Source organism: Burkholderia cenocepacia, assembly GCF_900446215.1.
GTDB classification, from domain to species: domain Bacteria; phylum Pseudomonadota; class Gammaproteobacteria; order Burkholderiales; family Burkholderiaceae; genus Burkholderia; species Burkholderia cenocepacia.
The window spans coordinates 161,567-184,183 of sequence record NZ_UAQZ01000016.1 but is presented as its reverse complement, the minus strand read 5'-3'; the positions used below and the strand labels follow the sequence as shown (position 1 = coordinate 184,183).

Here is a 22,617-nt window from a genome sequence, read left to right as displayed (position 1 = left end):
TCGGCTCCGTCCCGCAGCGATGCCTCGCCCGCTTTCATCTCGCCTGCGATGTCGCCAACACCGCCGTCAGAATGCCGTGCACGACCGCCGCGCCTGCGCGCAGGCGTGTCACCGGAACGTCATTCGTGCCGACATACCATCCCCATCGGTCCGCAAGACGCGATGCCGCTCCACGACCGCGAGCGGGAACTAATCGTGCTCATCCGTCGACGGCGCGGACCTAATTTATTTTCTTTGACGAATTCCGTATTACCAGCGAATATTCGCGTCGATCAAGCTGTTAGTACCGCTGACAACACAACGACACGATGCTCGCTCATGCAGTCGGGGACATTACGCTGCTTCGCCAACAGATACTGGATCGAAGGGGAAGAAATGACGCCGTTTTCGCAGGATGTGAGCATCAAGCAAACTGCCGCCGTAGCCAGGGCAGCCACTCCATCGCCCGTTTTCTGGAAGGCGGGGCCGCTCGTCGAAGCCGTTCCGCCCGAGCCGAAATCGACGACCCCGGACCTGCGCGATTTCTTTGCCGCCGCCGCGCTGCAGGGCTTGCTGTCGCGCGACGCCGGACGCAACGTGTCGACGATCGCCGACTACGAATCGAAGCGCGCGGTCAGCGCCTACCGGCTCGCCGACGAAATGCTGAAAGCGCGCTGAACCCGCACGCCGGCGCGCCGGCCGTCATCCGGCTCGCGCGGCGTCGCGGGCAACCTGGGCCGCCACGTTCGCCCGGGCGCTAACGCACCGGCCGTTCAGTTGCCGCCCAACCGTGCAACGATTGCGCCGACCGGCCGCGCCAGCAGAACGACATTCAGCACGACGACGACCGCAGTCGCGCCGCGCGCTGCGCAGCGCGCGATGCGCCCGCTCGTGAACGCGCCCATGACGTCACGTCGGCCGCAGAAGTACACCAGCGCCAGCATCGGTACCGGCAATACGACGGACAGCACGACCTGGCTGATCACGAGCGCCTGCATCGAATCCACGCCCATCCCGACGACGACGAACGCGGGCGCCATCGTGACGAGCCGGCGCAGCCAGACCGGAATCCGGAACCCCACGAAGCCCTGCATGATCATCTGTCCGGCCATCGTGCCGACGACGGAACTCGAGATGCCGGCGCTCATCAGCGACACGAGGAAACAGGTCGCGGCGGCCGGGCCGAGCAACGGCGTCAGCATCCGGTACGCGGTTTCGATCTCCGCGACATCGCGATGGCCAGCATGAAACGCCGCGCTCGCCATCACGATCATCGCCATGTTGATCGCGCCGGCGACGGACAGCGCGACGACCACCTCCCGATCCGAGAACCGCACCATCATCCGGCGCCGCGCGCGATCGAGCCCCGACGCGCGTCGCTGCGTGAGCCCGGAGTGCAGAAACAGCGCATGCGGCATGATCGTCGCGCCGACGATGCCGACCGACACCGTCAACGCGTCGCCGCGCGGCCATTCCGGCACGACGGCATGCCAGCCGACTTCGGCCCACGCGACCGGCGCAATGAACATCTCGGCGAGATAGCAGAGACCGGTCACGCCGACGAACACGCTCACGGCGATTTCCATCGGCCGGAACCCGTTCCGGTCGGCCAGCAGGATGGCGTAGGTCGCGAGCGCCATCACGAACATTCCGGCGAAGGTCGGCAGGTCGAACAGCAGCGACAGCGCGATCGCGCCGCCGAGAAATTCGGCCAGCTCGGTCGCCATCGCGGCCAGCTCGCTCGCGACCCACATGCCGACGACCACCGGCCGCGGGAAATGCAGGCGGCAGAGCTCCGCGAGATTGCGACCGGTGACGATGCCGAGCCTCGCGGACAGCGACTGGAACAACATCGCGATGCCGTTCGCCATCAGCACGACCCAGAGCAGCGTGTAACCGAACTGCGCGCCGGCCCGGATGTTCGTCGCGAAATTGCCGGGGTCCATATACGCGACCGACGCGACGACCGCCGGCCCCGCGAACGACAGCGCCGCCAGCGGCCCGCGCCGCCGGCCGGCCAACCCCTCGCGCATGTCCGTCGCGGTGCGCTCCGTCGCCACGTTCCTGTCGAGCGTCGCCATCCGTACTCCTTCACGAAAGCGGCATCGTGCGCCCCCCGCGCGATCCATCCCGCGTACCGCCGACACACCGTGCCGCACCGCCTCCGTGCCGGCGCGACACGGGCCATGCAGCCGAAATGACAACCGCTTGAAAATCCGGCGACGAGGGGGGCGGGCTACGCGACGCGTGCTCGCGCCGCCGCCGTCTCGGCCCTTGTCGCATGCCGCGCCGTTGCGTCGGCGGCCGGCCGCCGCGCCCGCGGAAAGCAGCCCCGCCGCGAGCCGATCGCGGTTCCGTCGCGCCGCGCCGGCCGATGCCGGACAGACCGATGCCCGTTGCCCGACGCACGCGTGTCGTGCAGCGAACGATGCCGTCACCCGCGGCATGCCGCTCGCGCACAGCCCGCACCGGACAGCATCGCGCATGCCCGGGATCGTCGGCCGTGGGATCGAATCGTGCTGATTCGAGCCGGCGAATGTCGCGCAACCCTTTTCCACGGAGATGCCATGTTCATCCACAACACACGGCTTCAGTACACGGTGCGCGTGGGCGCGCCGAATCCCGGGCTCGCCAACCTGCTGCTCGAGCAGTTCGGCGGCCCGCAGGGCGAACTTGCCGCCGCGATGCGCTATTTCACGCAGGCGATCACCGAGGAAGATCCGGGCCGCAAGGACATGCTCCTCGACATCGCCACCGAGGAGCTGAGCCATCTCGAAGTGATCGGCTCGATGGCCGCGATGCTCAACCGCGGCGCCAAGGGCGAACTGGCCGAAGCGGTCGACGAACAGGCGGAGCTGTACCGCAAGCTGCACGGCGCCGGCAACGACAGCCACGTGACGCAGGTGCTGTACGGCGCGGGCGCGCCATTGACCAATTCGGGCGGCGTGCCGTGGTCGGCCGCGTACATCGACACGATCGGCGAGCCGACCGCCGACCTGCGCTCGAACATCGCGGCCGAAGCACGCGCGAAGATCATCTATGAACGGCTGATCAACGTCACCGACGATCCGGACATTCGCGACGCGCTCGGCTTCCTGATGACGCGCGAGGTGTCGCACCAGATGTCGTTCGAGAAGGCGCTGTATGCGATCACCGCGAATTTCCCGCCGGGCAAGCTGCCGCCCAAGACGCCGTATGACCACGTGTACTTCCGGATGCAGCCGGACGCGGCGCCGCTGGTCGGACCGTGGAACCACGGCGGCGAACTCGAGATCCGGCCCGGCGAGCCGGCGGTCGATGGCGGCAGCGGTATTCCGGAAGGCATGCTCGACGCGCAGCAGGCGGACGCCATCGAAGCCATGGCGCAGCGACTCGCCTCCGATCCGAACAGCGACCCGGTGACGGGCGCCGAACTCGGCGCGGGGCCGCCGGCGCCTCAGGGCCGCAAGCCGGGCAAGCCGGACGGCGCGTGAGCAGGGGCGCGCTGGCGCGCGATCGGGATTCCGGCGCGCCGGCGAAGCGACATGACGCGCGCGCCGGATGCATCGCCGCACGTGCGGCCGCGCGTCAGGCGCCGGCTTCGTCGGGCTCGGTCTGGTCGCCCTGGTCGGCCATCAGGTACTGGATGACCAGCGTCGGATCGGCAATGTCGAGGATCAGGCGGCGCATCACGCGCTTGCGCATATGGTCGTCATCCAGCGTCCACGGCCCGGCCGCGTCGCCGAGGTAGCGGCCGATCGCGCCGCGATTGTCGCCGTCGAGCGGCAGGCCGAGCCGCGCGGCGAGCAGGCCGGCGATGACGTCGTCAAGTTCGACGTGCAGCGGCCTGGAATCGATCGAAAGTTCGAGTTTCATGGTCGGTCTCGCAAACACGAAAAAAGCGGCGCGACGCGCCCCCCGCTGTCGCGCGCGCCGGGCAAAGCCGCTCCGGCCAGCGGCTGTTCGACGATCGCAGGCGAGCCCGCGACGCAGGTCAGTAGCCGAGGTCGGGCGCGGCGGCCGGCTCGGCGCCGTCCTCTTTCGGCGCTTGCGCGACGGTCGCATCGGTCGTCAGCACCAGGCTCGCGATCGATGCCGCGTTCTGCAGCGCGGTCCGCGTGACCTTGGTCGGATCGACCACGCCCGCATCGACCAGATCGCCGTACTCACCGGTCGCCGCGTTGTAGCCGAAGTTCCCTTTGCCTTCGAGCACCTTCGAGATCACGACCGACGGTTCGTCGCCCGCGTTGGCCGCGATGACGCGCAGCGGCGCTTCCAGCGCACGCAGCACGATCCGGATGCCGGCATCCTGGTCCGCATTCGCGCCCCGGATGTCGGACAGCGCCGCGCGCGCACGCAGCAGCGCGACGCCACCGCCCGGCACGATGCCCTCCTCGACCGCGGCACGCGTCGCATGCAGCGCATCGTCGACGCGGTCCTTCTTCTCCTTCATTTCCACTTCGGTGACGGCGCCGACCTTGATCACCGCCACGCCGCCCGCGAGCTTCGCGACACGCTCCTGCAGCTTCTCGCGATCGTAGTCGCTCGTCGCTTCGTCGATCTGCGCGCGAATCGCCTTCACGCGCGCGTCGATGCGCGCCGCATCGCCTGCGCCGTCGATGATGATCGTATCGTCCTTGCGCACCTCGACGCGCTTCGCACTGCCAAGATCCTCCAGCGTGGCCTTGTCGAGCTGCTTGCCGGTTTCCTCCGAGATGACCGTCGCGCCGGTCAGGATCGCGAGATCTTCCAGCATCGCCTTGCGCCGGTCGCCGAAGCCCGGCGCCTTGACGGCGGCGACCTTCAGGATGCCGCGCATCGAATTCACGACGAGTGTCGCGAGCGCTTCGGCCTCGACGTCCTCGGCGACGATCAGCAGCGGCTTGCCGGCCTTGGACGCCGCTTCGAGGATCGGCAGCAGATCGCGGACACTGGAGATCTTCTTGTCATGCAGCAGAATCAGCGCATCGTCGAGATAGGCAGCCTGCTTGGCGGGATCGTTGATGAAATACGGGCTCACGTAACCGCGATCGAACTGCATGCCCTCGACCACGTCGAGTTCGTTCTCCATCGACTTGCCGTCCTCGACGGTGATCACGCCGTCCTTGCCGACCTTCTCCATCGCATCGGCGATGATCTTGCCGATCGCGTCGTCCGAGTTCGCGGAAATCGCGCCGACCTGCGCGATTTCCTTGTGGGTCGAAATCGGTCGGGACAGCTTGCGCAACTCGTCGAGTACCGCGCCGACGGCCTTGTCGATGCCGCGCTTCAGATCCATCGGGTTCATGCCGGCCGCGACGTGCTTCATGCCTTCCTGCACGATCGCCTGCGCGAGCACGGTGGCGGTGGTGGTCCCGTCGCCGGCCACGTCGGCCGTCTTCGACGCGACCTGCTTGACGATCTGCGCGCCCATGTTCTCGAAGCGGTCCTTCAGCTCGATTTCCTTCGCGACCGACACGCCGTCCTTCGTGATCACGGGCGCGCCGAAGCCGCGCTCGATCACGACGTTGCGGCCCTTCGGACCGAGCGTCACCTTCACCGCATCGGCCAGCACGTTCACGCCCTTGACGATCTGCTGGCGCGCGCCGTCGCGGAATTTCACGTCTTTTGCAGTCATTTTGTTGCTCCGGATACAGTCGTTGAACGGGATGCCGCGCGCACCGGGTACACACCCGTGCGACGCGGTCGAATCGGCATTCAGGCCGCTTTCCTGGCGGCCGGTGATTCGGGTTCGAGTACGCCCATGACGTCCTCTTCGCGCATCACGAGCAGTTCCTCGCCGTTCACCTTCACGGTCTGGCCTGCATATTTGCCGAAGAGAACCTGGTCGCCGACCTGGAGCTGCAGCGGGCGCTGCGAGCCGTCCTGCAGCAGCCGGCCGCTGCCGACTGCAATCACTTCACCCTGCTCGGGCCGTTCGGCGGCCGAATCGGGAATCACGATGCCGGAGGCCGTCGTCCGCTGCTGTTCGATTCGCTTGACGATAACCCGGTCGTAGAGGGGACGAATCTGCATTTTCATCTCCTGAGCGATGAGATCACCTGGAAAAGGGAATCCGCCGGCGCCTGTACGCGCAAAGCCCGCGATGCGCCGGCGTGCCATCGATTGGCGAAAAGCGAAATAGTGGCGTGGGGAGCGCGCTTCAAGAGGGTGACGCGCGCCCAATATGTAACAAAATGTTTCATCGCGAAACCGGCGCGCGCACGACCGGCGGCTGTCTCCCGACGCTCCGTCGCGAGCGGCAACACGACCTCGACGACCGCCGCTCCGGGCCGCGCGAATCGTCGTGCAACGATGCTTGAAATCCGCGCGTCCCATCCTATTTTGGTATCGCTCAAGCAGCCGCGGCTTACGCGCTGCGTGTTTCGATTTGTTTGTCAGCGAGATCTTTCGCGGATCGACGAACTGGAGCGCGTGGTCCGGTTCGTCCTCCGTGCGAGGTCCAACCGGGAGCGAATCATGAACGATCCTTTCTTCATCTTCGATCGGCTGCCGGAGGTCGGCCGCCGACCACGACGCGTCGCCCGCGTCGTCAAGGGTTTGCCGACCGGCCTATGGATAGCGCGCAACGGCACCGGTCGCTTCGCGTCGATCGGCGCGTGGGTACGCGGCGCGCGCAAGCCATTCGCGTTGCGTCGCGCGGCCCAACCCGCCGCGATCGGCCGACCGAAGCCGCCGCGCCGCCGCGTCGCCACGCCAGGACGGGTGCTGCACCACATTTCATTTTTCGGCGTTGCGCCCGCGCGTGGCGGTTTCGTGCGCGACGGGAGGCGGCCATGCTGAGCCCGCATGAATTCGCGACGCTGATGCTGGTGTGCCAGGCACCAGATCAACTCGACATGAACCGCGCCGAACTTGATGCGTTGCTCGAACGACAACTCGTCATGCTCGAACATGGCGCACCCGGCCGCCGGCGCGCGTACCTGACGAAGAAGGGCCGATCGATTCTCCACGCGCTCGGGGCCGACATCGCTTCCCGCGGGCGTCGTCACGAGGCCGCGGCAGCGCGCGACCATCCATACGACGCGCCCGTCGCGCTGTCGGACGACGCCGGGTGACCCGGCGTTCGAATCAGTGCCGCGGCTACCGACGTGCGTGCGTGATCATGCTCAATGCACGCGGTATCCGCGCAAGCGCGCCGCCAATACTGAAGCTCGCGTTTCGTCGACGACCCTGGCGGCGGTCGTCGAACCCGCAGCCGACAGCCGCGGCCAACGACGAAGGCGCGATGCATGCTCCGGCGGACAACCGCCGTCCGGATCACTGCATCGATGCGCCGCCCGCCCCTACTTGTCGATACGAACCGATATGCCCGATGCGCTGTAAAGCGCGGTGGCGTTGTACCCGTCCACGACCACCGAATCGAAGCGCCCCTGAAGTTGGCTGCTGTCGACGAGCGAAACGACGTCACCGACCTGCGGCGCGAGACCCGCGGCGAACCGGACGTGCAGCGTGCCGCCGGCAAGCGTCGTCATCCCTGCCACCGCGAGTCGTCCGGCGTCGCCGGCGCCACGGTCGAGTTCCAGCGTACCGCCCTTCAACTGCGTGTAGCGGCCGTTGATGTTCGCGCGCGCCGCGGCCTTGATCGCCACCGTGCCGCCGCCGACATAGACGTCGCCGGCACCGAACGCCTGCGGCGATCCCGCCGCGAGCGTTCCGCCCCGCACTTCCGTGCCGCCGCGATAGGTGTTCGCGCCGGTAAGCGTCAGCGCGCCCGTGCCGGCGAACGTCAGCTTGCCGTCGCCGCCGATATCGTTGCGCCAGGTATCGGCTGCATTGAATCCGCCGAGCGAAGCATCCATCGTCACACTGACGTCGCCGGCAAAATTCGCGTACCCGTCCGCGGCGGCGAACAGGTTGAGCCGGCCCCATCCCTCGGCGTCGTCGAGCAGCGGATAACCGGACGTCAGCGCCGTCGTCTTCAGCACGACGCGTCGCTGGTCGGCGCTCAGATACGGCAGACGCGTCTCGAGCAGCACTTCGGCCCCCTTCGGCACGACTGCGCCGTTGGTGGTGGTGCCGATCGGCGCGAAGCCGAACGTGAGTCGGCGCGCGTAATTGGCCCGATTGGCGGCCGGGTCGGCAAAGCGGTCGCTCGACGCCGTACCGGCATGCGCGGCGGCCAGGAACGTGGCCGGCGTGGTGCGGGTCAGCGAATACAGCGTTGCATGCGCCTGCTGGAAGGCCGTCTGCTTGAGCGTCGCGTTGGCCGGATCGACGAGGTTCGCCGCCACCACCGCCTGGGCAAGTATCCGGCCGCCGATCACGTCGAGCGGCGAATGCATGCCGGCGAGGATGCGGTTCTCGCCGAGTTCGAGCCCGCGGCTGATCATTTCCTGGAAACGTTCGGGAATCACGTACGCCATCGCGAGCGCGTCACGCATGCCTTCCGCGGAATGCCCGCTCGGAAAACCGCCGTCCGTGGCCGGCGTGGTGCTTTCTGCCGGTACGAGCGTCGGCGCGACGATGACGCTCGTACTCCACCGATACGGACGCGCATATTTGTAGAAGCGTTTCGCCGGCTCCGTCGAGCCGTTGTTTCCCATCGTATTGATGAAATCGACGACGGAACCGAACCCGGCATTCGCGCTGCCGCCGACGCCGGTGTTGTTGCCCGTATCGTTGTAGAGCTTCGTCGTCGCGTCGGCCGGCACCGACGTGATGCTCGTCGTCTGCTGCGCCGCGCCGCGCCACGCGTCGGTAAGCGGCCCCATGCCGTCCGACACGCTATAGCCCTTGCCGCGGCGGTCGTCGTAGTACGCGGCCTCGGCCTGCGCGGCGGTACGCTGCGACGTCGCGTCGACCACATACTGGACATTCGCGTTCAGCACGGCCGGGTTCAGCGCCGTCCCGCCTGGCGTACCGTCGTTCGGAAGACCGGTCCACAGCGACGGCGCCACCGCCGGAAAACCGTCGGCCGCAGGTGCGCTCGTCCCGGCATCGACGAGGTCGGTCAGCGGCTGCCACAGCGCACGGAAGCCGTTCAAGACGCGCACGCCGGCGTTCGTGCTCATCGTGGCGTAACGCGCATCGCCGCGCTGGTTGGTCGCCGCGTTGTCGACGAACGCCGGCACCGATGCCTGAACCGGGGCGCTGTCCACGAAACCGGGGTCCGCGGGTGCTGCCGGCAGTTGCGCGACAACCGACGGTGGCTGGTTGCTGTCGACGTCGTCTCCGCCGCAAGCCGCGACAACGAAGGCTGCCGAAACGGCGATAGCGAAGGTGTGCAAGGCAATCCGGCGATGCGCTGACATGACTGGGCGGTTCCCGTGGAGTGTCGAGAAAGCGCGTACGATATAGTTAGTTTGTGAAAGATATGAGAAAGAGCCGAGAAAGTTCGGGGGAAGGCGACGTCGCGCCACCGTCCCGCATCACGGACAGTTGCCGAGCACGTGATACCCGGCCGACGTCACCACCCGGCGTGTTCGAATAAAAGACGTTGTCCAGCCCCATGCTCCGGTTCGCTCCGTTCGCATGCGTCGCGCGCCTACCTTCCGCAGAACAGCCTCGCCGACGCTGCACGCAGCCAGTTGTCGTTCTACGAAATCACGAACGGTCAGCACTTCGACGTATTCCTGTCCGTGGATGGTTTCGATACGCGCTTCATCCCGGTTCGCTACTACTATCTGCAGGCGCTCGACCGGAGGATCACCTGACGCGCGTGAAGCCGTTGCCGCCGTCGCAGGTGGTCTGCACTGCGCCGCGTGGTGGTGTAGCCGGGCAGATGCCGCAACTCACCGTGGCGAATCCTCCACCGATCGCAAGCGCGCCCGCCGCGAATGCGATCCAGGTCGCGAACAGCATCGTCGATATCCCGCGCTGACGGGGCAACGCTGCGGCCGGCCGCCTGTCGCGCATCCCCCGGGATGCAACGCACAGGCGACCGGTACGGGTTCGATCCGGCATCCTCGCCGGCGCAGGTCTCAGCCGAGCCGATAGACGCGCGGCACGATGCCGCGAAACAGCGTGCGCGCTCGCTCGGGCGCGCGTGCGCGACAACCCTGAGCATCAATCCGGCGCCCATCGCGGTCGATTCGGATCCGGCATCGCGCGCTGCGTGCCGCTCTCGTCGCGCCGGCGGCAGCAAATCGTCCCTAGTCCGGAAAATCTGCGCGCTTCGTCGTCTCCACCCATGCGCCGAAGTTGTCGCGCAACGCATCGAGCCGCGCCAGCGCGTCCTTCAGCGCGGCGCTTTCCCGCCGTTTCCGTGTAGTCGTCGATCCGCGTCGCGGATTCGACCATCGACCGCCCCGACCAGTCGGTACGAAACGCGCCCGGCTCACCGATCGTCACGCGAATGCCGAGCGGCGAAACTTCATGAGACAGCGATTCGGACAGCGCCTCGACCGCGAATTTCGTCGCGTGGTAGTAGCCGGTCGCGGCGAACGCGACGAGCCCGCCGAGCGACGACATGTTGAAGATGTGGCCGCGGCGCTGCTGCCGCATACCGGGAAGAATCCGCTGCGTCAGCGCGTTGAGGCCGAACACGTTAACCTCGAACTGCGCGCGGATCTCGCGGTCCTCGCCTTCCTCGATCGCGGCAAGATAGCCGTAGCCGGCGCTGTTGACGAGCACGGCGCTAGCGATCGAAGCCGGGGCGGCGATGTCGAGCGGCAGCGGCAACGCGCGCGCCGTACCGGCGCGTGAGATCCGACAGGCTGTCGGGCCGGCGTGCGGTGACCACCGTGCGCCAGCCACGGTCGAGCACGGCTTCGGCGAGCGCATGGCGAGGCCGGGCGATGCACCGGAAATGAGCCACGCGGGAGATCGATCGTTCATCGGTTGCTCCTCGAGGAAATGGCGCTTCAGCTGGTCTGGCCCGTCGGCCGGACCGTGGGTTCGTTCATGCTGACGCTCGCCGGCGACTCGATCACGTGGCGCACCACGCGCCCGATATCCGCCGGTTGCAGCGCGATCGCGCGATACTCGCGCATGAACGCTTGGGTCGGTGCGTGGGTGATCGTGTCGGCCAGTTCGCTTTCGACCACACCGGGATTGACGCAGGTGATCCGCAGCGCCGGATGCTCCTGACGCGGACCGTCCGACAACGCGCGCACCGCGAACTTCGTCGCGCAGTAGACGGCCGCACAACCGACAGCGCGCCGATCGAAGCGATGTTGGCAATCTGCTCGGCGCCGCGCAGTCCATGTGCGACAGCACGGCCGCGACGTTCCACAAGACGCCCTTGAGGTTGACGTCGATCATGCGGTTCCATTCGTCGTGATGGCCGGCGACGAGCGGCGACAGCGGCATGACGCCCGCGTTGTTCACCAGTACGTCGATCTGCCTCCGCGCGTCCAGCGCCGCATCAGCAAACGCTTGCGCCGAGTGGCGGTCGGTCACGTCGAGCGCGCAGGTTTCGACTGCAGTGCCCGCCACCCGGAGATCGCGCGCGATGCCATCGAGCCGGTCCGTGCGCCGCGCCCCAGCATGAACTTCGCGCCCGGTGCGGCCAGCGCGCGTGCGATGCCTTCGCCGATTCCGCTCGATGCGCCCTTGATGAGAATGACTTTGTCCATGACACCTCCTGTTTCGATGACAGGACGATATCGCCACTTCTCTGTCGCTTGTAGATGGTGAATACTGAATGGGCTCGTTAGCATCACTGGACAATGATATGAACCCGAATCTTCCGCCGCTGCTCCTCGCCGTCGCCAAGGAACGGAAGTTCCGCGCGGCGGCCGACCGGATGGGCGTCACCCGTTCCGCAGTCAGCCAGGATATCCGGCGGCTCAAGGACACGCTCGGCGTCGCGCTGGTGGTGCGCACCACGCGGTCGGTTCAACTGACCGACGCGGGTACGCAGTTGGTGCAGTCGCTGGAGGGGCCGCTCGTCGACATCAGCAGCGCGCTCGATGCAACGGGCACGAGCGACGCGCCGCGCGGCCACCTTCGGCTCACGGCCACGTCGATTGCCGAGCCCTTCCTGTTGGGCCCGTTGCTGGCGAGCTTTGCGGAGCGTTATCCCGACGTGACCGTCACGGACGAAGAATTCGATATCGTCGAGCGCGGATTCGATGCCGGGATCCGGTTGGGACAGGTCATCGAGAAGGACATGATTGCCGTGCCGCTGGGCGGCGAGCAACGCGAACGCGCGGCGGCCGCCCGGTTACGTCGAAAAGTACGGCGCGCCCGGTCACCCCGACGAGCTCGTCCGGCACTGCTGTATCAGCTGGCGGCTGTCGCCAGAGCTGACGCCTTACCGCTGGGAGTTCGTGGAAGACGGCTGCCCGTTCGACGTCGCGGTCGAGCCGCAACTGACGACGAACGATTTGCGCCTGATGCTGCGTCTTGCGCTGGCGGGCGCCGGCATCACGTTCGCGCCCGAGGATTGCCTGCGCGCACATTTCGACGACGGCTCGCTCGTGCCGCTGCTGGAGGCATTCCTGCCACCGTTTTCAGGCTTCTTTCTCTGCTTTCCGCAGCGGCGCAACATGGTGCCGAAGCTGCGTGCGTTGATCGATTATATGCGGCAATGGCAGGCGCCGTCCGCTGCTTGCGGTTGACGCGTGCCGCGTAACGCGGACGCTCCCGCGATGGTCGTCAGGATAGCCCCAATAATCTACACACGGCACCTTCAAAGCCGCGTCTTGCCACGCAGCTTCGACGGCCCAATCCCCGGCGCAAGCATGCGCCAAATATTGTTCCAGTGGCTTCGTCATAAACGATCGCACCGTCGTCGACATAGGCCGACGCAGCGCGTGGGCACTTCGCCCAGACTAATTCGAGAGCCTGAGCCTCCGCCTCGCGGCACAATGGGCTACGGTTGCTCCACATGTCGCTTCCCGATTTCGCGCACGCGAAAATCACCGTCCGCCCTTCTATCGCACCGTGCCGTTCTTGCAGTGTCCACGTCACATGCCTTTGCTCGCATTGCACAATGCGGGGCGGCCGCAATACGGGCAACGGCTGGGGATTGCTCTTGGATACATCGCATTTCCTCGCTCAGAACGGGATCGTCAACCGGTACGTCGGTCCCGTGGCGCATCAGGACTACTTCGGGCAAAGCTCGCTACTCCTTGGCGCCAGCCGCCTCGTGTGCGCAATGCAGGCGCTGGTCCGCGCCGCCCAACTGCTCAGCTAACACCGGCTAACTTTACGACCACGACCGATCAACCGTTCATCGCAAACCGAGGTGCGGGAGTGAGTCGACATCTGGCTGCGATCGGCCCAACTGTGACTGCGGATGGAAGCGACGCAAGGAAGCGCCCTTCTGAGACTCGTGGCCTGGAACGCATGAACCGTAGCGCCAAAGGGAACGAACTAGCAGTGCCGACCTCGCAAATTTAACTCGACCAAGCGTCTGCACCGACGGAAGACGCGAGCAGACGTTCTGCCGGTGGCTAACGAAAAGGCATGGACGACCTCGCAGACTCCACGCGCGGACCTCACGAAAGCATCGGTCGAAGCACTGGAAAAACGGCATTGCAAAAGTGATAGCAGGATAGGTTCGCGTCGGTTTTGGGCACCATGCACGTCTGAACTGCCCGGAATAAGAGTTCGAGCGACGGAAAGCTGCACCGCGACCAGTGGAAGTTCCGCTACTGTCCGGCTGTACCTCAGTCTTGCAATAGCCGGATCACCCCTCTGATAACGTATGTCAATGGCCAGCGGCACACATTAGGAAATACATCGGGCCCGCGCCATCGGATGAAGTACCGCCACCGAAGGCGTCTACATCCAACGAGACCCGCCACCATCATAGCGGTGCGCGGTGGCGGACGGTTGCGTCAAAAAAGCCAGTCGTCGTTCCTGGGGAGGACCGTTGACGCGGCTTGCTTCAGCAGGAGAGTCATCGGCCTTAGTGGGGCCCGATCTCATCTACAGGTCGCGCGTCTCGTCGTCGGCCGTCTTAGCCGCCCTTCGACTCACCGTTCTGTTTCGTACGGTGTGTTGATACACCCATGGTGTCTATAAGCGCCAGCACTGCAATGCGCTGATCTGCGTCGAGAGCCCTGTATCGAGACAAGATCTGCTGTTCCTCGACGGTCGATGCAAGCGTCGCAACCCGCCCAGTAAGCAGGTAGTACACATCCACGCCGGCAGACGCCAGCCCGACGAGGTAATTGGAGTTCGGTCGGCGGGTCCCTCGCTCGTAATGAAACTGGGCCTGCTTATGAACCCCACCCAGCTCTGCGAATTCGGGCTGAGTCAAGCGCATGCGCTTGCGTTCCTGCTTGAGGCGTGTCGGAAAATCATCCATTTGTCATGTTTTGCTGGTTGACATAGGTACAAACGAGTACTAATCTCGTCATACCATTTGACTTCTCGATGTTACCGCACGCTGTCGAGCGAGGCGCCACTGCGCTCTACTCACGCGAGCGGAGAATCGGTCCGGAGGAAACCATGGCCAACTACATACTCCGTGGCGCGCTACCGGTCCGTGCCCAATTTCGCCATGCGCACGCCGAGAACCTCGCCAACAAGTTGACCGAACACGTTGATGCTGACTTTTATTTTGCCACCGACACCGTGGCGCGCTGTCTAGTCATCTGCCTCGCCGGCGCACTATTACCGAACGAATGGTTTGCAGTCGAGCAAGTGCTTGCCGACTTTGCGCAGAAACATGGGAGCGCCGCTGCAATTTTCACAAGGAACTGGGCCGGCGACGTTTCATTCTTGCCGCTCGGCCTTGACCGCCATATCGACCTCTCCCGAGATTCGATCAACTGGACACGCAGACTAGAACGTTGCGCATCGACAGGGGATGGCGACTCCTGACTTTTCTGCCGAATGCCCAGCACGGCAGCACGCCGTTGCGTGGCCGCTGGCCGAGTGTCCCACGCCGGAGCATCGAGCCAGCCGCTTGACCTGTCCGGCGAAACATCAATGGAGTGACAATCATGGAGATCGAAGATGCCCTAGACAAGGGCGAATATGTATTGTGCGGCGCGATGCCAGTGGATGCAGATATGGAGCTCGAACATCTCGAAAGCGTTCGCCGGCACTTGGGCGGCATTGCCGACGTTTATCTCGCGCGTGACGATGCGGCGAGCACAGTCTCGATCCGCCTATCTGGCTCCATTTCGCGTGACGATGCAAAAGTGGTCGACAGACGGATCCAGAAGTTTGCACACGATCATTGCAGCGCCGGCGCCATCCTGTGGCGCGGATGGAACAATTCGTGGAAATGGTTCGTGGTCGGGTTGGATTGGCAAGCCCAATGCCTGCTGAAGCTTGCCGCAGCTGAGGAACAGTTCGAGCGCCTCGAGGAACGGGGTTTTGATTACATTTTCTGGGTCCATCTAGATGCGACAGCCCACGGCGATCACACCAAACGTGGCAACCGGGTCGGCCGCCTTTCAATTAAGACAGAAAGACGAGAGTGACGAGTGACGGACCGGTTCTACGCCGGCGGCGAAGCCGGTCCGTCCCTGATAAACGAGAAGTGGACGTTTCAACTTAGCCACTACAAGCGCTTCCGACGAGAGTGTTAATTATGTAAAATTCAGTGTTCCTAATTAAATTGCCTCGTTGGCAGCGTCCCACCCGCCGCGCCACCCACAGGCTCACCGAATTCTGGTCGCCCGCCAAGCCCACGAGCTGAACAATAGCGCGACCGATCGAGTGCCCTCGCGGGACTATAATGTGCGTGGTGTATGCGACGCCGCGTCGAATACCGATGGGCTTTTTACTCACTGTTAATTTTCTAAGAAGACATCCCTGCACACTGGAGTTGACCCTGTAATACCGGACACGACATCACACTAAGGTTGCTGAATCCATCGAGCGCCGGAACTCGCGAGGCGAGCGGTATTTCAGCGCGCTATGGGGATGCTTCTCGTTGTAATGCTCGAACGCGATGGCCAAGTTGCGTGCAGCAGTCGCTGCGTCCGGTTTCGGCATGAAGGCGACGTAGTCGCGTTTCATCGTTTTCACGAAGCTCTCGGCCATCCCGTTACTTTGCGGGCTGCATACCGGCGTGGTCAATGGCTTCAGGCCGATGGCCACTGCGAACCGGCGCGTGTCGTCGGCCGTGTAGCCCGAACCGTTGTCGCTCAGCCACTCGATTTCGGACGGGGTATGCAGTTCGTTGCCAAACCGATTTTCCACTGCAGCCAGCATCACGTCGCGCACGATGTCGCCGCTGTGGCCTGCCGTCGTGGCCGCCCAGCTCATCGCCTCACGGTCACAGCAATCCAGCGCGAACGTTACGCGCAGCGGCTCGCCATTGTCGCAGCGGAACTCGAAGCCGTCCGAGCACCATCGTTGATTGCTGCGCGCGACGGCCACCTTGCCGTCGTGTCGACGTTGGGGCCGAGGTGGAATCGGTCGGCGCTGCATCAGCAGCCCATGTGTGCGCATGACGCGATAGATTCGCTTGGCATTAAACGGCACCAGCCCTACCGCGACGCGCTCGTTGCGCAATATGCCCCAAACCCGGCGATAGCCATAGCTGGGCAAATCGCCGATGACCCGGCGGATTTCCTCGACCGCGGCCGCGTCGTCAGTCTGCCTCGATTGACGGCCATCGCGCCACGTCGCCGGACGCGACACTCGTGCCGATACGTTCGAGCGCGACACGCTGAGAACTTCACAAACCAGTTTCACTGGTCGTCCTCCGGCAGCGAGGGCGAGTGCGCTATCCATTTTTTTGCCCGGCCGTACTCGACTGCTTCGCGGAGAATCTCGTGCTCCATGGTCTTTATATGGACGCCTCCGGCTTGCCAAGGTTTGTTGCTCTGTCGAACAGATACAGGCTGCGGTTTTATATCCGGCCCATGCAGGTCGAAGCCCGCTGGCCCCAATGGAATCCGCTGACTCATGCCTCATTTTTGCCACGGACCGTGATGTCCAGAAGACGATGCAGGTTTGATGAGTCCCGGTCTTACCTGTTTGCCATTACAACACTACCTTGCGCAACCTTGGACTACAGATCGGTGATAGAACGCGATACGATCTCGACACACATCATGCTGCAGTAACTGGAGGCGGATAGCTCTCGCAGTATGAGCGGCCATGAGCTAGCAGAGCCCAGATCGTCCGCGCGATCTTGTTGGCCAGTGCAACGACTACGACATTGAGCGGACGCCGCATGCTCAACTGCACTGCCTGGAGCAGCCCCTGAAACACCGGACATAGCCTCTCACTTAAACTAGCGGGTAGGCATAAGACTGTGTTTTTGACTAACACCAGGCAGGAAGTGATGGAAGTGTTGACGGGCCCTGAGCGTCGGCGGCGCTGGACGGCGGAGCAGAAGCTGGCGATGGTTCGCGAGAGTTTCGAGCCGGGGAAATCGGTTTCGATGGTCGCGCGCCAGCACGGCGTGAATCCGAACCAACTGTTCCACTGGCGCAAGCTGTACCAGGATGGGAGCCTGTCAGCGGTCAAGGCCGGCGAGGAAGTAGTCCCGGCCTCGGAACTGGCCGATGCACTCAAGCAGATTCGTGAGCTGCAACGGATGCTCGGCAAAAATGGTATGGACGCCTCCTCATCGCATAATGAGGCGTCGTTCAACCAGGAGAACGCAAATGGAACCGACAGTCGTAGGCGTAGACATCGCCAAGCGGGTCTTCCAACTGCACTGGATCGCTGCGGACACCGGCGAGGTGTTCGACCGGCAGCTCCGCCGCAGTGATTTTCTCGAGCACTTCGCCAATCGTGAGCCCTGTCTCATCGGCATGGAGGCCTGCGGAGGCTCACAGCACTGGGCACGCCGTCTCACCGAGCTCGGCCATCAGGTCAAATTGATGCCAGGCAAACTGGTCAAAGCGTTCGTGACAGGAAACAAGAACGATGTCGCCGATGCGCGCGCAATCTGGGCAGCTGCACGACACCCGGGCGTGAAAGCCGTCCCGGTGAAGACCGAGGCCCAGCAAGCGGTTCTGGCACTGCATCGTATTCGACAGCAGTTGGTTATATTTCGGCGCTCTCAATCTAACTGCCTGAGAGGCTTGCTCGGCGAGTACGGAGAGGTCATGGGCGTGGGACGCGCAGCAATGAATCGCGCCATGCCCGACCTGCTGCTACGCCTCGAATTGCGCCTGCCGCGAGTCTTGATCGATTCCCTGCGGGAACAGTGGCAACGCCTTGTCGACATCGACAAGCAGATAACCCTCATCGAGCAGCGACTCCGCGCGTGGCTGCATGAAAACCCGGCCTGCAGAACGATTGCCGAAATCCCCGGTGTTGGGTTCCTGACCGCCACTGCTGCCGTAGCAGCTATGGGCGATCCCAAAGCGTTTCGGTCCGGCCGCGAATTTGCAGCATGGCTGGGTCTCGTCCCTGCGCAGTTTGGAACTGGTGGCAAGGTCCGGCTGCTCGGCATCAGCAAGAGAGGCGATCGATACCTGCGCACGCTGATGATTCATGGCGCACGGTCCGTCATGAAGCACGCAAAAGACCCGGGTTCCTGGGCAGTGCAGTTGAGCATGCGGCGTCCGCTCAATGTCGTAGTCGTTGCACTGGCCAACAAGATCGCGCGGACGATCTGGGCTCTGCTAGCTCATGGCCGCTCATACTGCGAGAGCTATCCGCCTCCAGTTACTGCAGCATGATGTGTGTCGAGATCGTATCGCGTTCTATCACCGATCTGTAGTCCAAGGTTGCGCAAGGTAGTGTTGTAATGGCAAACAGGTAAGACCGGGACTCATCAAACCTGCATCGTCTTCTGGACATTGTTGGGCGCAAAGTAATAATGAGCCACTTCGCGCGAAGTAAATCTGAGCCACCTTTCAGTACAGTCAGCCTTTTGCGCGCAAAGGCTGGCGATGCTCCAGAAGGAACAGTGGATGCAAATCCATGTGCTCAAAGCCCAAGGCGTATCGGAGCGCGAGATCGCGCGGCGCCTGGGTATTTCTCGCAACACGGTGGCGCGGTACCTGTCGGCCGAGGACGTGCCGCGCTACAAGCCGCGTGAACCGCGGCCAACCAAGCTCGGAGCGTTCGAGGCGTACATCCTCGATCGCATGAGCGCCGCAGCACCCGAGATCATCGCTGCGCCGGCGCTGCTGCGCGAGCTGCGTGCGCGCGGCTACGAGGGCCAACTGCGAAGCCTGCAGGCTTTCATGAACGCGCATAAGTCCGTGCCCAAGCCAGACCCGGTCGTGAGGTTCGAGACCGAGCCTGGCCGGCAGATGCAGTGCGATTTCGTGGTCTTCCGCCGAGGCACCGACCCGCTTTACGCCTTCACCGCCACGCTCGGGTTTAGTCGGTGGCGCTGGGCACGCTTCACCACCGATGAACGCGCCGAGACGCTGGTCGCCTGTCATCATGCGCTGTTCGAAGCCTTGGGTGGCGTTCCTCGCGAGATCCTTTACGACAACGCCAAGACTATCGTTGTCGAGCGCGATGCATATGGCGACGGTCAACACCGCTGGCACGCCGGCATGCTCGATCTGGCCAAGCGGTACGGCTTCCTACCCAGACTGTGCCAACCGTACCGCGCGCAAACCAAAGGCAAGGTCGAGCGATTCCACCGCTACCTGCGTGGCAATTTCTATGTGCCGCTGGCGAGCCGGCTCAAGCAATCCGGCTTGATGCTCGATGCCGTGACTGCGAACGTCGAGGTGAGTAAATGGCTGCGCGACGTGGCTAACCAGCGAGTGCATCCGGTTACAGGGCTGGCACCCGCGATTCTGTTGGAGCAACGCGAACGGGCTTGCTTGCGCGATATGCCGGGTTACGCGGTGCCCCGATTGCCGGCTCGTGCCGTCGCTCGGCCACGCGTTGATCCAGCAATGTCGATCCAGCACCCGTTGTCCGTCTACCAGCAATTACTGACCGAGGTGCGCGCATGAACTTGCAGCAGGAACGCATCGACGGGCACTGCCAGAGTTTGAAGCTCGAGGGGCTCATGCACCGATACGTCGCTCTGGCCAGCGACGCGGCGGCCAAACAATGGAGTTTCCTCGATTTCCTCGAGAACGCGCTCGCGCACGAACGAGAGACGCGGCAAGTTCGTTCGCGGCAAACACTGGTGCGCATGGCGGGGTTCCCCGCTCTCAAGACACTGGATGACTACGACTACAGCTTCGCCGTCGGGGCCCCGCGCAAGACGATCGACGAGCTCGCCACCCTGCGCTTCATCGAACGGGGCGAGAACGCCGTGTTGCTTGGCCCGTCAGGCGTGGGCAAGACGCATCTCGCGATAGCGATCGGATACGCTGCAACGCAGGCCGGCATCAAGACGAAGTTCATTACGGCGGCGGATCTAATGTTGCAGCTCGAGGCCGCACGCCGACAGGAGCGATACGACGCCGTACTTCGACACAACATTCTCGGCCCGAGGTTGCTCATCGTCGACGAGATTGGCTATCTGCCACTCTCGGGAGATCAGGCCAGCCACTTCTTCCAGATCGTCGCCAAACGCTACGAGCGCGGTTCAATGATCCTGACCAGCAACCTGCCGTTTGCGCAGTGGGACGAGACCTTCGGTGGCAACACCACACTGACTGCAGCGATGCTCGACCGCATCCTGCACCATGCCCACATCATCCAGATCAAAGGAGACAGCTACAGACTGAGACAGCAACGTCAAGCCGGTCACGTCTCGTCATCGAAGAAGTAACGACTGGCTCAGTTTTACTTTGCGCGATCAGGCGCGAAGTGGCTCAGATTTCAAATGCGTTTGACAACATCACGGTCCGTGGCAAAAATGAGGCATGAGTCAGCGGATTCCATTGGGGCCAGCGGGCTTCGACCTGCATGGGCCGGATATAAAACCGCAGCCTGTATCTGTTCGACAGAGCAACAAACCTTGGCAAGCCGGAGGCGTCCATATAAAGACCATGGAGCACGAGATTCTCCGCGAAGCAGTCGAGTACGGCCGGGCAAAAAAATGGATAGCGCACTCGCCCTCGCTGCCGGAGGACGACCAGTGAAACTGGTTTGTGAAGTTCTCGGCGTGTCGCGCTCGAACGTATCGGCACGACTGTCGCGTCCGGCGACGTGGCGCGATGGCCGTCAATCGAGGCAGAGTGACGACGCGGCCGCGGTCGAGGAGATCCGCCGGGTCATTGGCGATTTGCCCAGCTATGGCTATCGCCGGGTTTGGGGCATCTTGCGTAACGAGCGCGTTGCGGTCGGACTGGCGCCGTTTAATGCCAAGCGAATCTATCGCGTCATGCGCACACATGGGCTGCTGATGCAGCGCCGACCGATTCCACCTCGGCCCCAACGTCGACACGACGGCAAGGTAGCCGTCGAGCGCAGCAATCAGCGATGGTGCTCGGACGGCTTCGAGTTCCGCTGCGACAACGGCGAGCCGCTGCGCGTAACGTTCGCGCTGGATTGCTGTGACCGTGAAGCGATGAGCTGGGCGGCTACGACGGCAGGCCACAGCGGCGACATCGTGCGCGACGTGATGCTGGCTGCAGTGGAAAATCGGTTTGGCATCGAGCTGCATACGCCGTCCGAAATCGAGTGGCTGAGCGACAACGGTTCGGGCTACACGGCCGACGACACGCGTCGGTTCGCAGTGGCCATCGGCCTGAAGCCATTGACCACGCCGGTATGCAGCCCGCAAAGTAACGGGATGGCCGAGAGCTTCGTGAAGACGATGAAACGCGACTACGTCGCCTTCATGCCGAAGCCGGACGCAGCGACTGCTGCACGCAACTTGGCCATCGCGTTCGAGCATTACAACGAGAAGCGTCCCCATAGCGCGCTGAAATACCGCTCGCCTCGCGAGTTCCGGCGCTCGATGGATTCAGCAACCTTAGTGTGAGGCTGTGTCCGGTATTACAGGGTCAACTCCAGATACATACTGGAAACCAACAATGGTGTCGTCCGCGTAGCGGACGACGATCATGTCGGCACTCGCATGACGTTTCCGCCACGACTGGACCCACAGATCGTACACGTAATGCAGATAGATATTCGCAAGCAGCGGCGATATTACCGCTCCCTGCGGTGTCCCCTGCAACGTATCGATCCGCTCGCCCTGTTCCAGCACGCCCGCCTTGAGCCATTTCTGGATCAGGCGGATGATCCTTCGGTCGCCGATACGGTGCTCCAGAAACCGGACCAGCCATTCGTGGTTGATCGTGTCAAAGAAGCGGCTAATATCAGCATCGAGGATCCACCAGATATTGCGTCCCTTGATTCCGTACGCCAGAGCATCCAACGCATCATGCTGGCTGCGTCTGGGCCGGAATCCATAGCTAAAACCCAGAAACTCCGCCTCGTATATCGGCGTGAGGATCATGACCGTCGCCGCCTGGACGATTTTGTCTTCCATGGCGGCGATGCCGAGCGGCCGTTGTTTGCCATCTGCTTTGGGTATGTACACCCGCCGCGAAGGCAACGCTCGGTATGCTCCTGTGTGGAGCCGTCGATGCAGGCACAGGAGATTCTCTTCCAATGCTGCCTCGTACATTCCCCACATCATCTGGTCAACGCCTGCTGACGCGCTCTTCTTTAACGACAGGAAGCCCGCGCGCAGGATATCAACGTCGATGTGATGCAGGAGCGCTGTCAGTTTCTCCTTCCTGTTTCTGTTGACAGCTTCCCGTATGCGACTCTGCGCCTGTGACACGGCTTCCCGGCTCTGCGTCCGGACCATGCTTTGCATCATCGCATTCCCTTCGGTCCCGCTCCTTCCCTCCACCAGCTCCGCCACGGCTGACGCCGCTTTGTTCGCCGGCTTCCTCGGTACTATGAGCGAGTCTGACTTCTCCGGACCGTGCATCATGGTCTACGGCTCCCAGCCTTCACCAT

Annotated in this window: 20 protein-coding genes and 5 pseudogenes; 13 read left to right on the top strand and 12 right to left on the bottom strand. The window is 63.7% G+C overall.

Annotated elements, in window-relative coordinates:
• Window positions 1-375 precede the first annotated feature (375 nt).
• Window positions 376-657, top strand: a complete 282-nt coding sequence (locus DTA15_RS39480; RefSeq protein WP_006485830.1) for a hypothetical protein — start codon at window positions 376-378, stop codon at window positions 655-657.
• A 95-nt stretch (window positions 658-752) separates the two neighbouring features.
• Here DTA15_RS39480 and DTA15_RS32935 read toward each other — a convergent pair whose 3' ends face one another.
• Window positions 753-2,060, bottom strand: a complete 1,308-nt coding sequence (locus DTA15_RS32935; protein WP_006485826.1) for an Nramp family divalent metal transporter — start codon at window positions 2,058-2,060, stop codon at window positions 753-755.
• A 486-nt stretch (window positions 2,061-2,546) separates the two neighbouring features.
• Here DTA15_RS32935 and DTA15_RS32930 point away from each other — a divergent pair, with 486 nt between their 5' ends.
• Window positions 2,547-3,452 (top strand): manganese catalase family protein, encoded by a 906-nt coding sequence (locus DTA15_RS32930; RefSeq protein ID WP_006491398.1) that lies wholly within the window; start codon window positions 2,547-2,549, stop codon window positions 3,450-3,452.
• Window positions 3,453-3,546: 94 nt separating this feature from the next.
• On the opposite strand, the gene DTA15_RS32925 is transcribed toward DTA15_RS32930, so the two are convergent.
• The 4 genes from DTA15_RS32925 to DTA15_RS38895 form a co-directional block, all read right to left on the bottom strand.
• Window positions 3,547-3,834, bottom strand: coding sequence for a hypothetical protein (locus DTA15_RS32925; protein WP_006482419.1), 288 nt, complete (start codon window positions 3,832-3,834; stop codon window positions 3,547-3,549).
• Between the two features lie 118 nt (window positions 3,835-3,952).
• Window positions 3,953-5,575 (bottom strand): chaperonin GroEL, encoded by a 1,623-nt coding sequence (gene groL / locus DTA15_RS32920; protein WP_006482400.1) that lies wholly within the window; start codon window positions 5,573-5,575, stop codon window positions 3,953-3,955.
• Between the two features lie 80 nt (window positions 5,576-5,655).
• Window positions 5,656-5,973, bottom strand: coding sequence for a co-chaperone GroES (locus DTA15_RS32915; protein WP_006482399.1), 318 nt, complete (start codon window positions 5,971-5,973; stop codon window positions 5,656-5,658).
• 2 nt (window positions 5,974-5,975) lie between these two features.
• Window positions 5,976-6,296 (bottom strand): hypothetical protein, encoded by a 321-nt coding sequence (locus DTA15_RS38895; protein ID WP_143281452.1) that lies wholly within the window; start codon window positions 6,294-6,296, stop codon window positions 5,976-5,978.
• A gap of 121 nt (window positions 6,297-6,417) precedes the next feature.
• On the opposite strand from DTA15_RS38895, the gene DTA15_RS32910 reads away from it, so the two are divergent.
• On the top strand, window positions 6,418-6,741 hold the full coding sequence (locus DTA15_RS32910) for a hypothetical protein (RefSeq protein WP_006482445.1): 324 nt from the start codon (window positions 6,418-6,420) through the stop codon (window positions 6,739-6,741).
• Window positions 6,735-7,016 carry a hypothetical protein gene (locus tag DTA15_RS32905; RefSeq protein ID WP_006482396.1) on the top strand — a complete coding sequence of 94 codons (282 nt, stop codon included), beginning with the start codon at window positions 6,735-6,737 and terminating at the stop codon, window positions 7,014-7,016. Before DTA15_RS32910 ends, DTA15_RS32905 begins: the two co-directional genes overlap by 7 nt.
• Before the next feature lie 228 nt (window positions 7,017-7,244).
• On the opposite strand, the gene DTA15_RS32900 is transcribed toward DTA15_RS32905, so the two are convergent.
• Window positions 7,245-9,212, bottom strand: a complete 1,968-nt coding sequence (locus DTA15_RS32900) for an acid phosphatase (RefSeq protein WP_006482447.1) — start codon at window positions 9,210-9,212, stop codon at window positions 7,245-7,247.
• 216 nt (window positions 9,213-9,428) lie between these two features.
• Here DTA15_RS32900 and DTA15_RS39300 point away from each other — a divergent pair.
• Window positions 9,429-9,781, top strand: a pseudogene (locus DTA15_RS39300) (3-hydroxybutyrate oligomer hydrolase family protein); the annotation flags it as partial.
• Window positions 9,782-9,966: 185 nt separating this feature from the next.
• Here DTA15_RS39300 and DTA15_RS39295 read toward each other — a convergent pair.
• Window positions 9,967-11,355: an SDR family NAD(P)-dependent oxidoreductase gene (locus DTA15_RS39295; RefSeq protein ID WP_227743141.1), complete on the bottom strand. Its 1,389-nt coding sequence runs from the start codon at window positions 11,353-11,355 to the stop codon at window positions 9,967-9,969.
• Window positions 11,298-11,477: a hypothetical protein gene (locus DTA15_RS39290; RefSeq protein WP_006482451.1), complete on the bottom strand. Its 180-nt coding sequence runs from the start codon at window positions 11,475-11,477 to the stop codon at window positions 11,298-11,300. The genes DTA15_RS39295 and DTA15_RS39290 overlap by 58 nt, the downstream gene beginning before the upstream one ends.
• A gap of 98 nt (window positions 11,478-11,575) precedes the next feature.
• On the opposite strand from DTA15_RS39290, the gene DTA15_RS39510 reads away from it, so the two are divergent.
• The gene (locus tag DTA15_RS39510) at window positions 11,576-12,478 is read left to right on the top strand and encodes a LysR family transcriptional regulator (protein WP_425127196.1); all 903 of its coding nucleotides are present in this window, start codon (window positions 11,576-11,578) and stop codon (window positions 12,476-12,478) included.
• Between the two features lie 1,332 nt (window positions 12,479-13,810).
• Here the strand turns inward: DTA15_RS39510 and DTA15_RS32865 are convergent.
• Window positions 13,811-14,161, bottom strand: coding sequence for a helix-turn-helix domain-containing protein (locus tag DTA15_RS32865; RefSeq protein ID WP_012493794.1), 351 nt, complete (start codon window positions 14,159-14,161; stop codon window positions 13,811-13,813).
• A gap of 143 nt (window positions 14,162-14,304) precedes the next feature.
• Here DTA15_RS32865 and DTA15_RS32860 point away from each other — a divergent pair, with 143 nt between their 5' ends.
• Window positions 14,305-14,679, top strand: a complete 375-nt coding sequence (locus DTA15_RS32860; protein ID WP_034178654.1) for a hypothetical protein — start codon at window positions 14,305-14,307, stop codon at window positions 14,677-14,679.
• A gap of 122 nt (window positions 14,680-14,801) precedes the next feature.
• Entirely contained in the window at window positions 14,802-15,287 is a 486-nt protein-coding gene (locus tag DTA15_RS32855; protein WP_006482390.1) for a hypothetical protein, read from the top strand.
• Window positions 15,288-15,660: 373 nt separating this feature from the next.
• Here DTA15_RS32855 and DTA15_RS32850 read toward each other — a convergent pair.
• Together DTA15_RS32850 and DTA15_RS32845 are read right to left on the bottom strand one after the other, a co-directional pair.
• Window positions 15,661-16,604 (bottom strand): annotated as a pseudogene (locus DTA15_RS32850) (IS3 family transposase); the annotation flags it as partial.
• 265 nt (window positions 16,605-16,869) lie between these two features.
• Window positions 16,870-17,010, bottom strand: a pseudogene (locus DTA15_RS32845) (IS110 family transposase); the annotation flags it as partial.
• Between the two features lie 94 nt (window positions 17,011-17,104).
• Between DTA15_RS32845 and DTA15_RS32840 the strand changes: the two are divergent.
• The 5 genes and pseudogenes from DTA15_RS32840 to DTA15_RS32815 form a co-directional block, all read left to right on the top strand.
• Window positions 17,105-17,383: pseudogene (locus DTA15_RS32840) on the top strand (transposase); the annotation flags it as partial.
• A 46-nt stretch (window positions 17,384-17,429) separates the two neighbouring features.
• Complete coding sequence (locus DTA15_RS32835) at window positions 17,430-18,455, top strand: IS110-like element ISBcen4 family transposase (RefSeq protein ID WP_006482428.1); 1,026 nt, start codon at window positions 17,430-17,432, stop codon at window positions 18,453-18,455.
• Window positions 18,456-18,668: 213 nt separating this feature from the next.
• Entirely contained in the window at window positions 18,669-19,697 is a 1,029-nt protein-coding gene (istA, locus tag DTA15_RS32825) for an IS21-like element ISBcen13 family transposase (protein ID WP_006482449.1), read from the top strand.
• Window positions 19,694-20,467: an IS21-like element ISBcen13 family helper ATPase IstB gene (gene istB, locus DTA15_RS32820; protein ID WP_006482411.1), complete on the top strand. Its 774-nt coding sequence runs from the start codon at window positions 19,694-19,696 to the stop codon at window positions 20,465-20,467. The genes istA and istB overlap by 4 nt, the downstream gene beginning before the upstream one ends.
• A gap of 214 nt (window positions 20,468-20,681) precedes the next feature.
• A pseudogene (locus DTA15_RS32815) lies at window positions 20,682-21,625 on the top strand (IS3-like element ISBcen6 family transposase); the annotation flags it as partial.
• Here DTA15_RS32815 and DTA15_RS32810 read toward each other — a convergent pair.
• Window positions 21,617-22,591, bottom strand: coding sequence for a reverse transcriptase domain-containing protein (locus DTA15_RS32810; protein WP_006482424.1), 975 nt, complete (start codon window positions 22,589-22,591; stop codon window positions 21,617-21,619). The pseudogene DTA15_RS32815 and the gene DTA15_RS32810 sit on opposite strands and share 9 nt — an antisense overlap.
• Window positions 22,592-22,617: the final 26 nt, after the last annotated feature.

Excerpts from the sequence above, each read along its gene's own strand:
- DTA15_RS32855 (WP_006482390.1), top strand. The coding sequence starts at position 14,802 with ATGGAGATCGAAGATGCCCTAGACAAGGGCGAATATGTATTGTGCGGC.
- istB (WP_006482411.1), top strand. The coding sequence starts at position 19,694 with ATGAACTTGCAGCAGGAACGCATCGACGGGCACTGCCAGAGTTTGAAG.
- groL (WP_006482400.1), bottom strand. The coding sequence starts at position 5,575 with ATGACTGCAAAAGACGTGAAATTCCGCGACGGCGCGCGCCAGCAGATC.
- istA (WP_006482449.1), top strand. The coding sequence starts at position 18,669 with ATGCTCCAGAAGGAACAGTGGATGCAAATCCATGTGCTCAAAGCCCAA.
- DTA15_RS32910 (WP_006482445.1), top strand. The coding sequence starts at position 6,418 with ATGAACGATCCTTTCTTCATCTTCGATCGGCTGCCGGAGGTCGGCCGC.
- DTA15_RS32810 (WP_006482424.1), bottom strand. The coding sequence starts at position 22,591 with ATGATGCACGGTCCGGAGAAGTCAGACTCGCTCATAGTACCGAGGAAG.
- DTA15_RS32925 (WP_006482419.1), bottom strand. The coding sequence starts at position 3,834 with ATGAAACTCGAACTTTCGATCGATTCCAGGCCGCTGCACGTCGAACTT.
- DTA15_RS32905 (WP_006482396.1), top strand. The coding sequence starts at position 6,735 with ATGCTGAGCCCGCATGAATTCGCGACGCTGATGCTGGTGTGCCAGGCA.
- DTA15_RS32915 (WP_006482399.1), bottom strand. The coding sequence starts at position 5,973 with ATGCAGATTCGTCCCCTCTACGACCGGGTTATCGTCAAGCGAATCGAA.
- DTA15_RS39480 (WP_006485830.1), top strand. The coding sequence starts at position 376 with ATGACGCCGTTTTCGCAGGATGTGAGCATCAAGCAAACTGCCGCCGTA.
- DTA15_RS32935 (WP_006485826.1), bottom strand. The coding sequence starts at position 2,060 with ATGGCGACGCTCGACAGGAACGTGGCGACGGAGCGCACCGCGACGGAC.
- DTA15_RS39290 (WP_006482451.1), bottom strand. The coding sequence starts at position 11,477 with ATGGACAAAGTCATTCTCATCAAGGGCGCATCGAGCGGAATCGGCGAA.
- DTA15_RS32900 (WP_006482447.1), bottom strand. The coding sequence starts at position 9,212 with ATGTCAGCGCATCGCCGGATTGCCTTGCACACCTTCGCTATCGCCGTT.
- DTA15_RS32930 (WP_006491398.1), top strand. The coding sequence starts at position 2,547 with ATGTTCATCCACAACACACGGCTTCAGTACACGGTGCGCGTGGGCGCG.
- DTA15_RS32835 (WP_006482428.1), top strand. The coding sequence starts at position 17,430 with ATGGAACCGACAGTCGTAGGCGTAGACATCGCCAAGCGGGTCTTCCAA.
- DTA15_RS32860 (WP_034178654.1), top strand. The coding sequence starts at position 14,305 with ATGGCCAACTACATACTCCGTGGCGCGCTACCGGTCCGTGCCCAATTT.
- DTA15_RS39510 (WP_425127196.1), top strand. The coding sequence starts at position 11,576 with ATGAACCCGAATCTTCCGCCGCTGCTCCTCGCCGTCGCCAAGGAACGG.
- DTA15_RS32865 (WP_012493794.1), bottom strand. The coding sequence starts at position 14,161 with ATGGATGATTTTCCGACACGCCTCAAGCAGGAACGCAAGCGCATGCGC.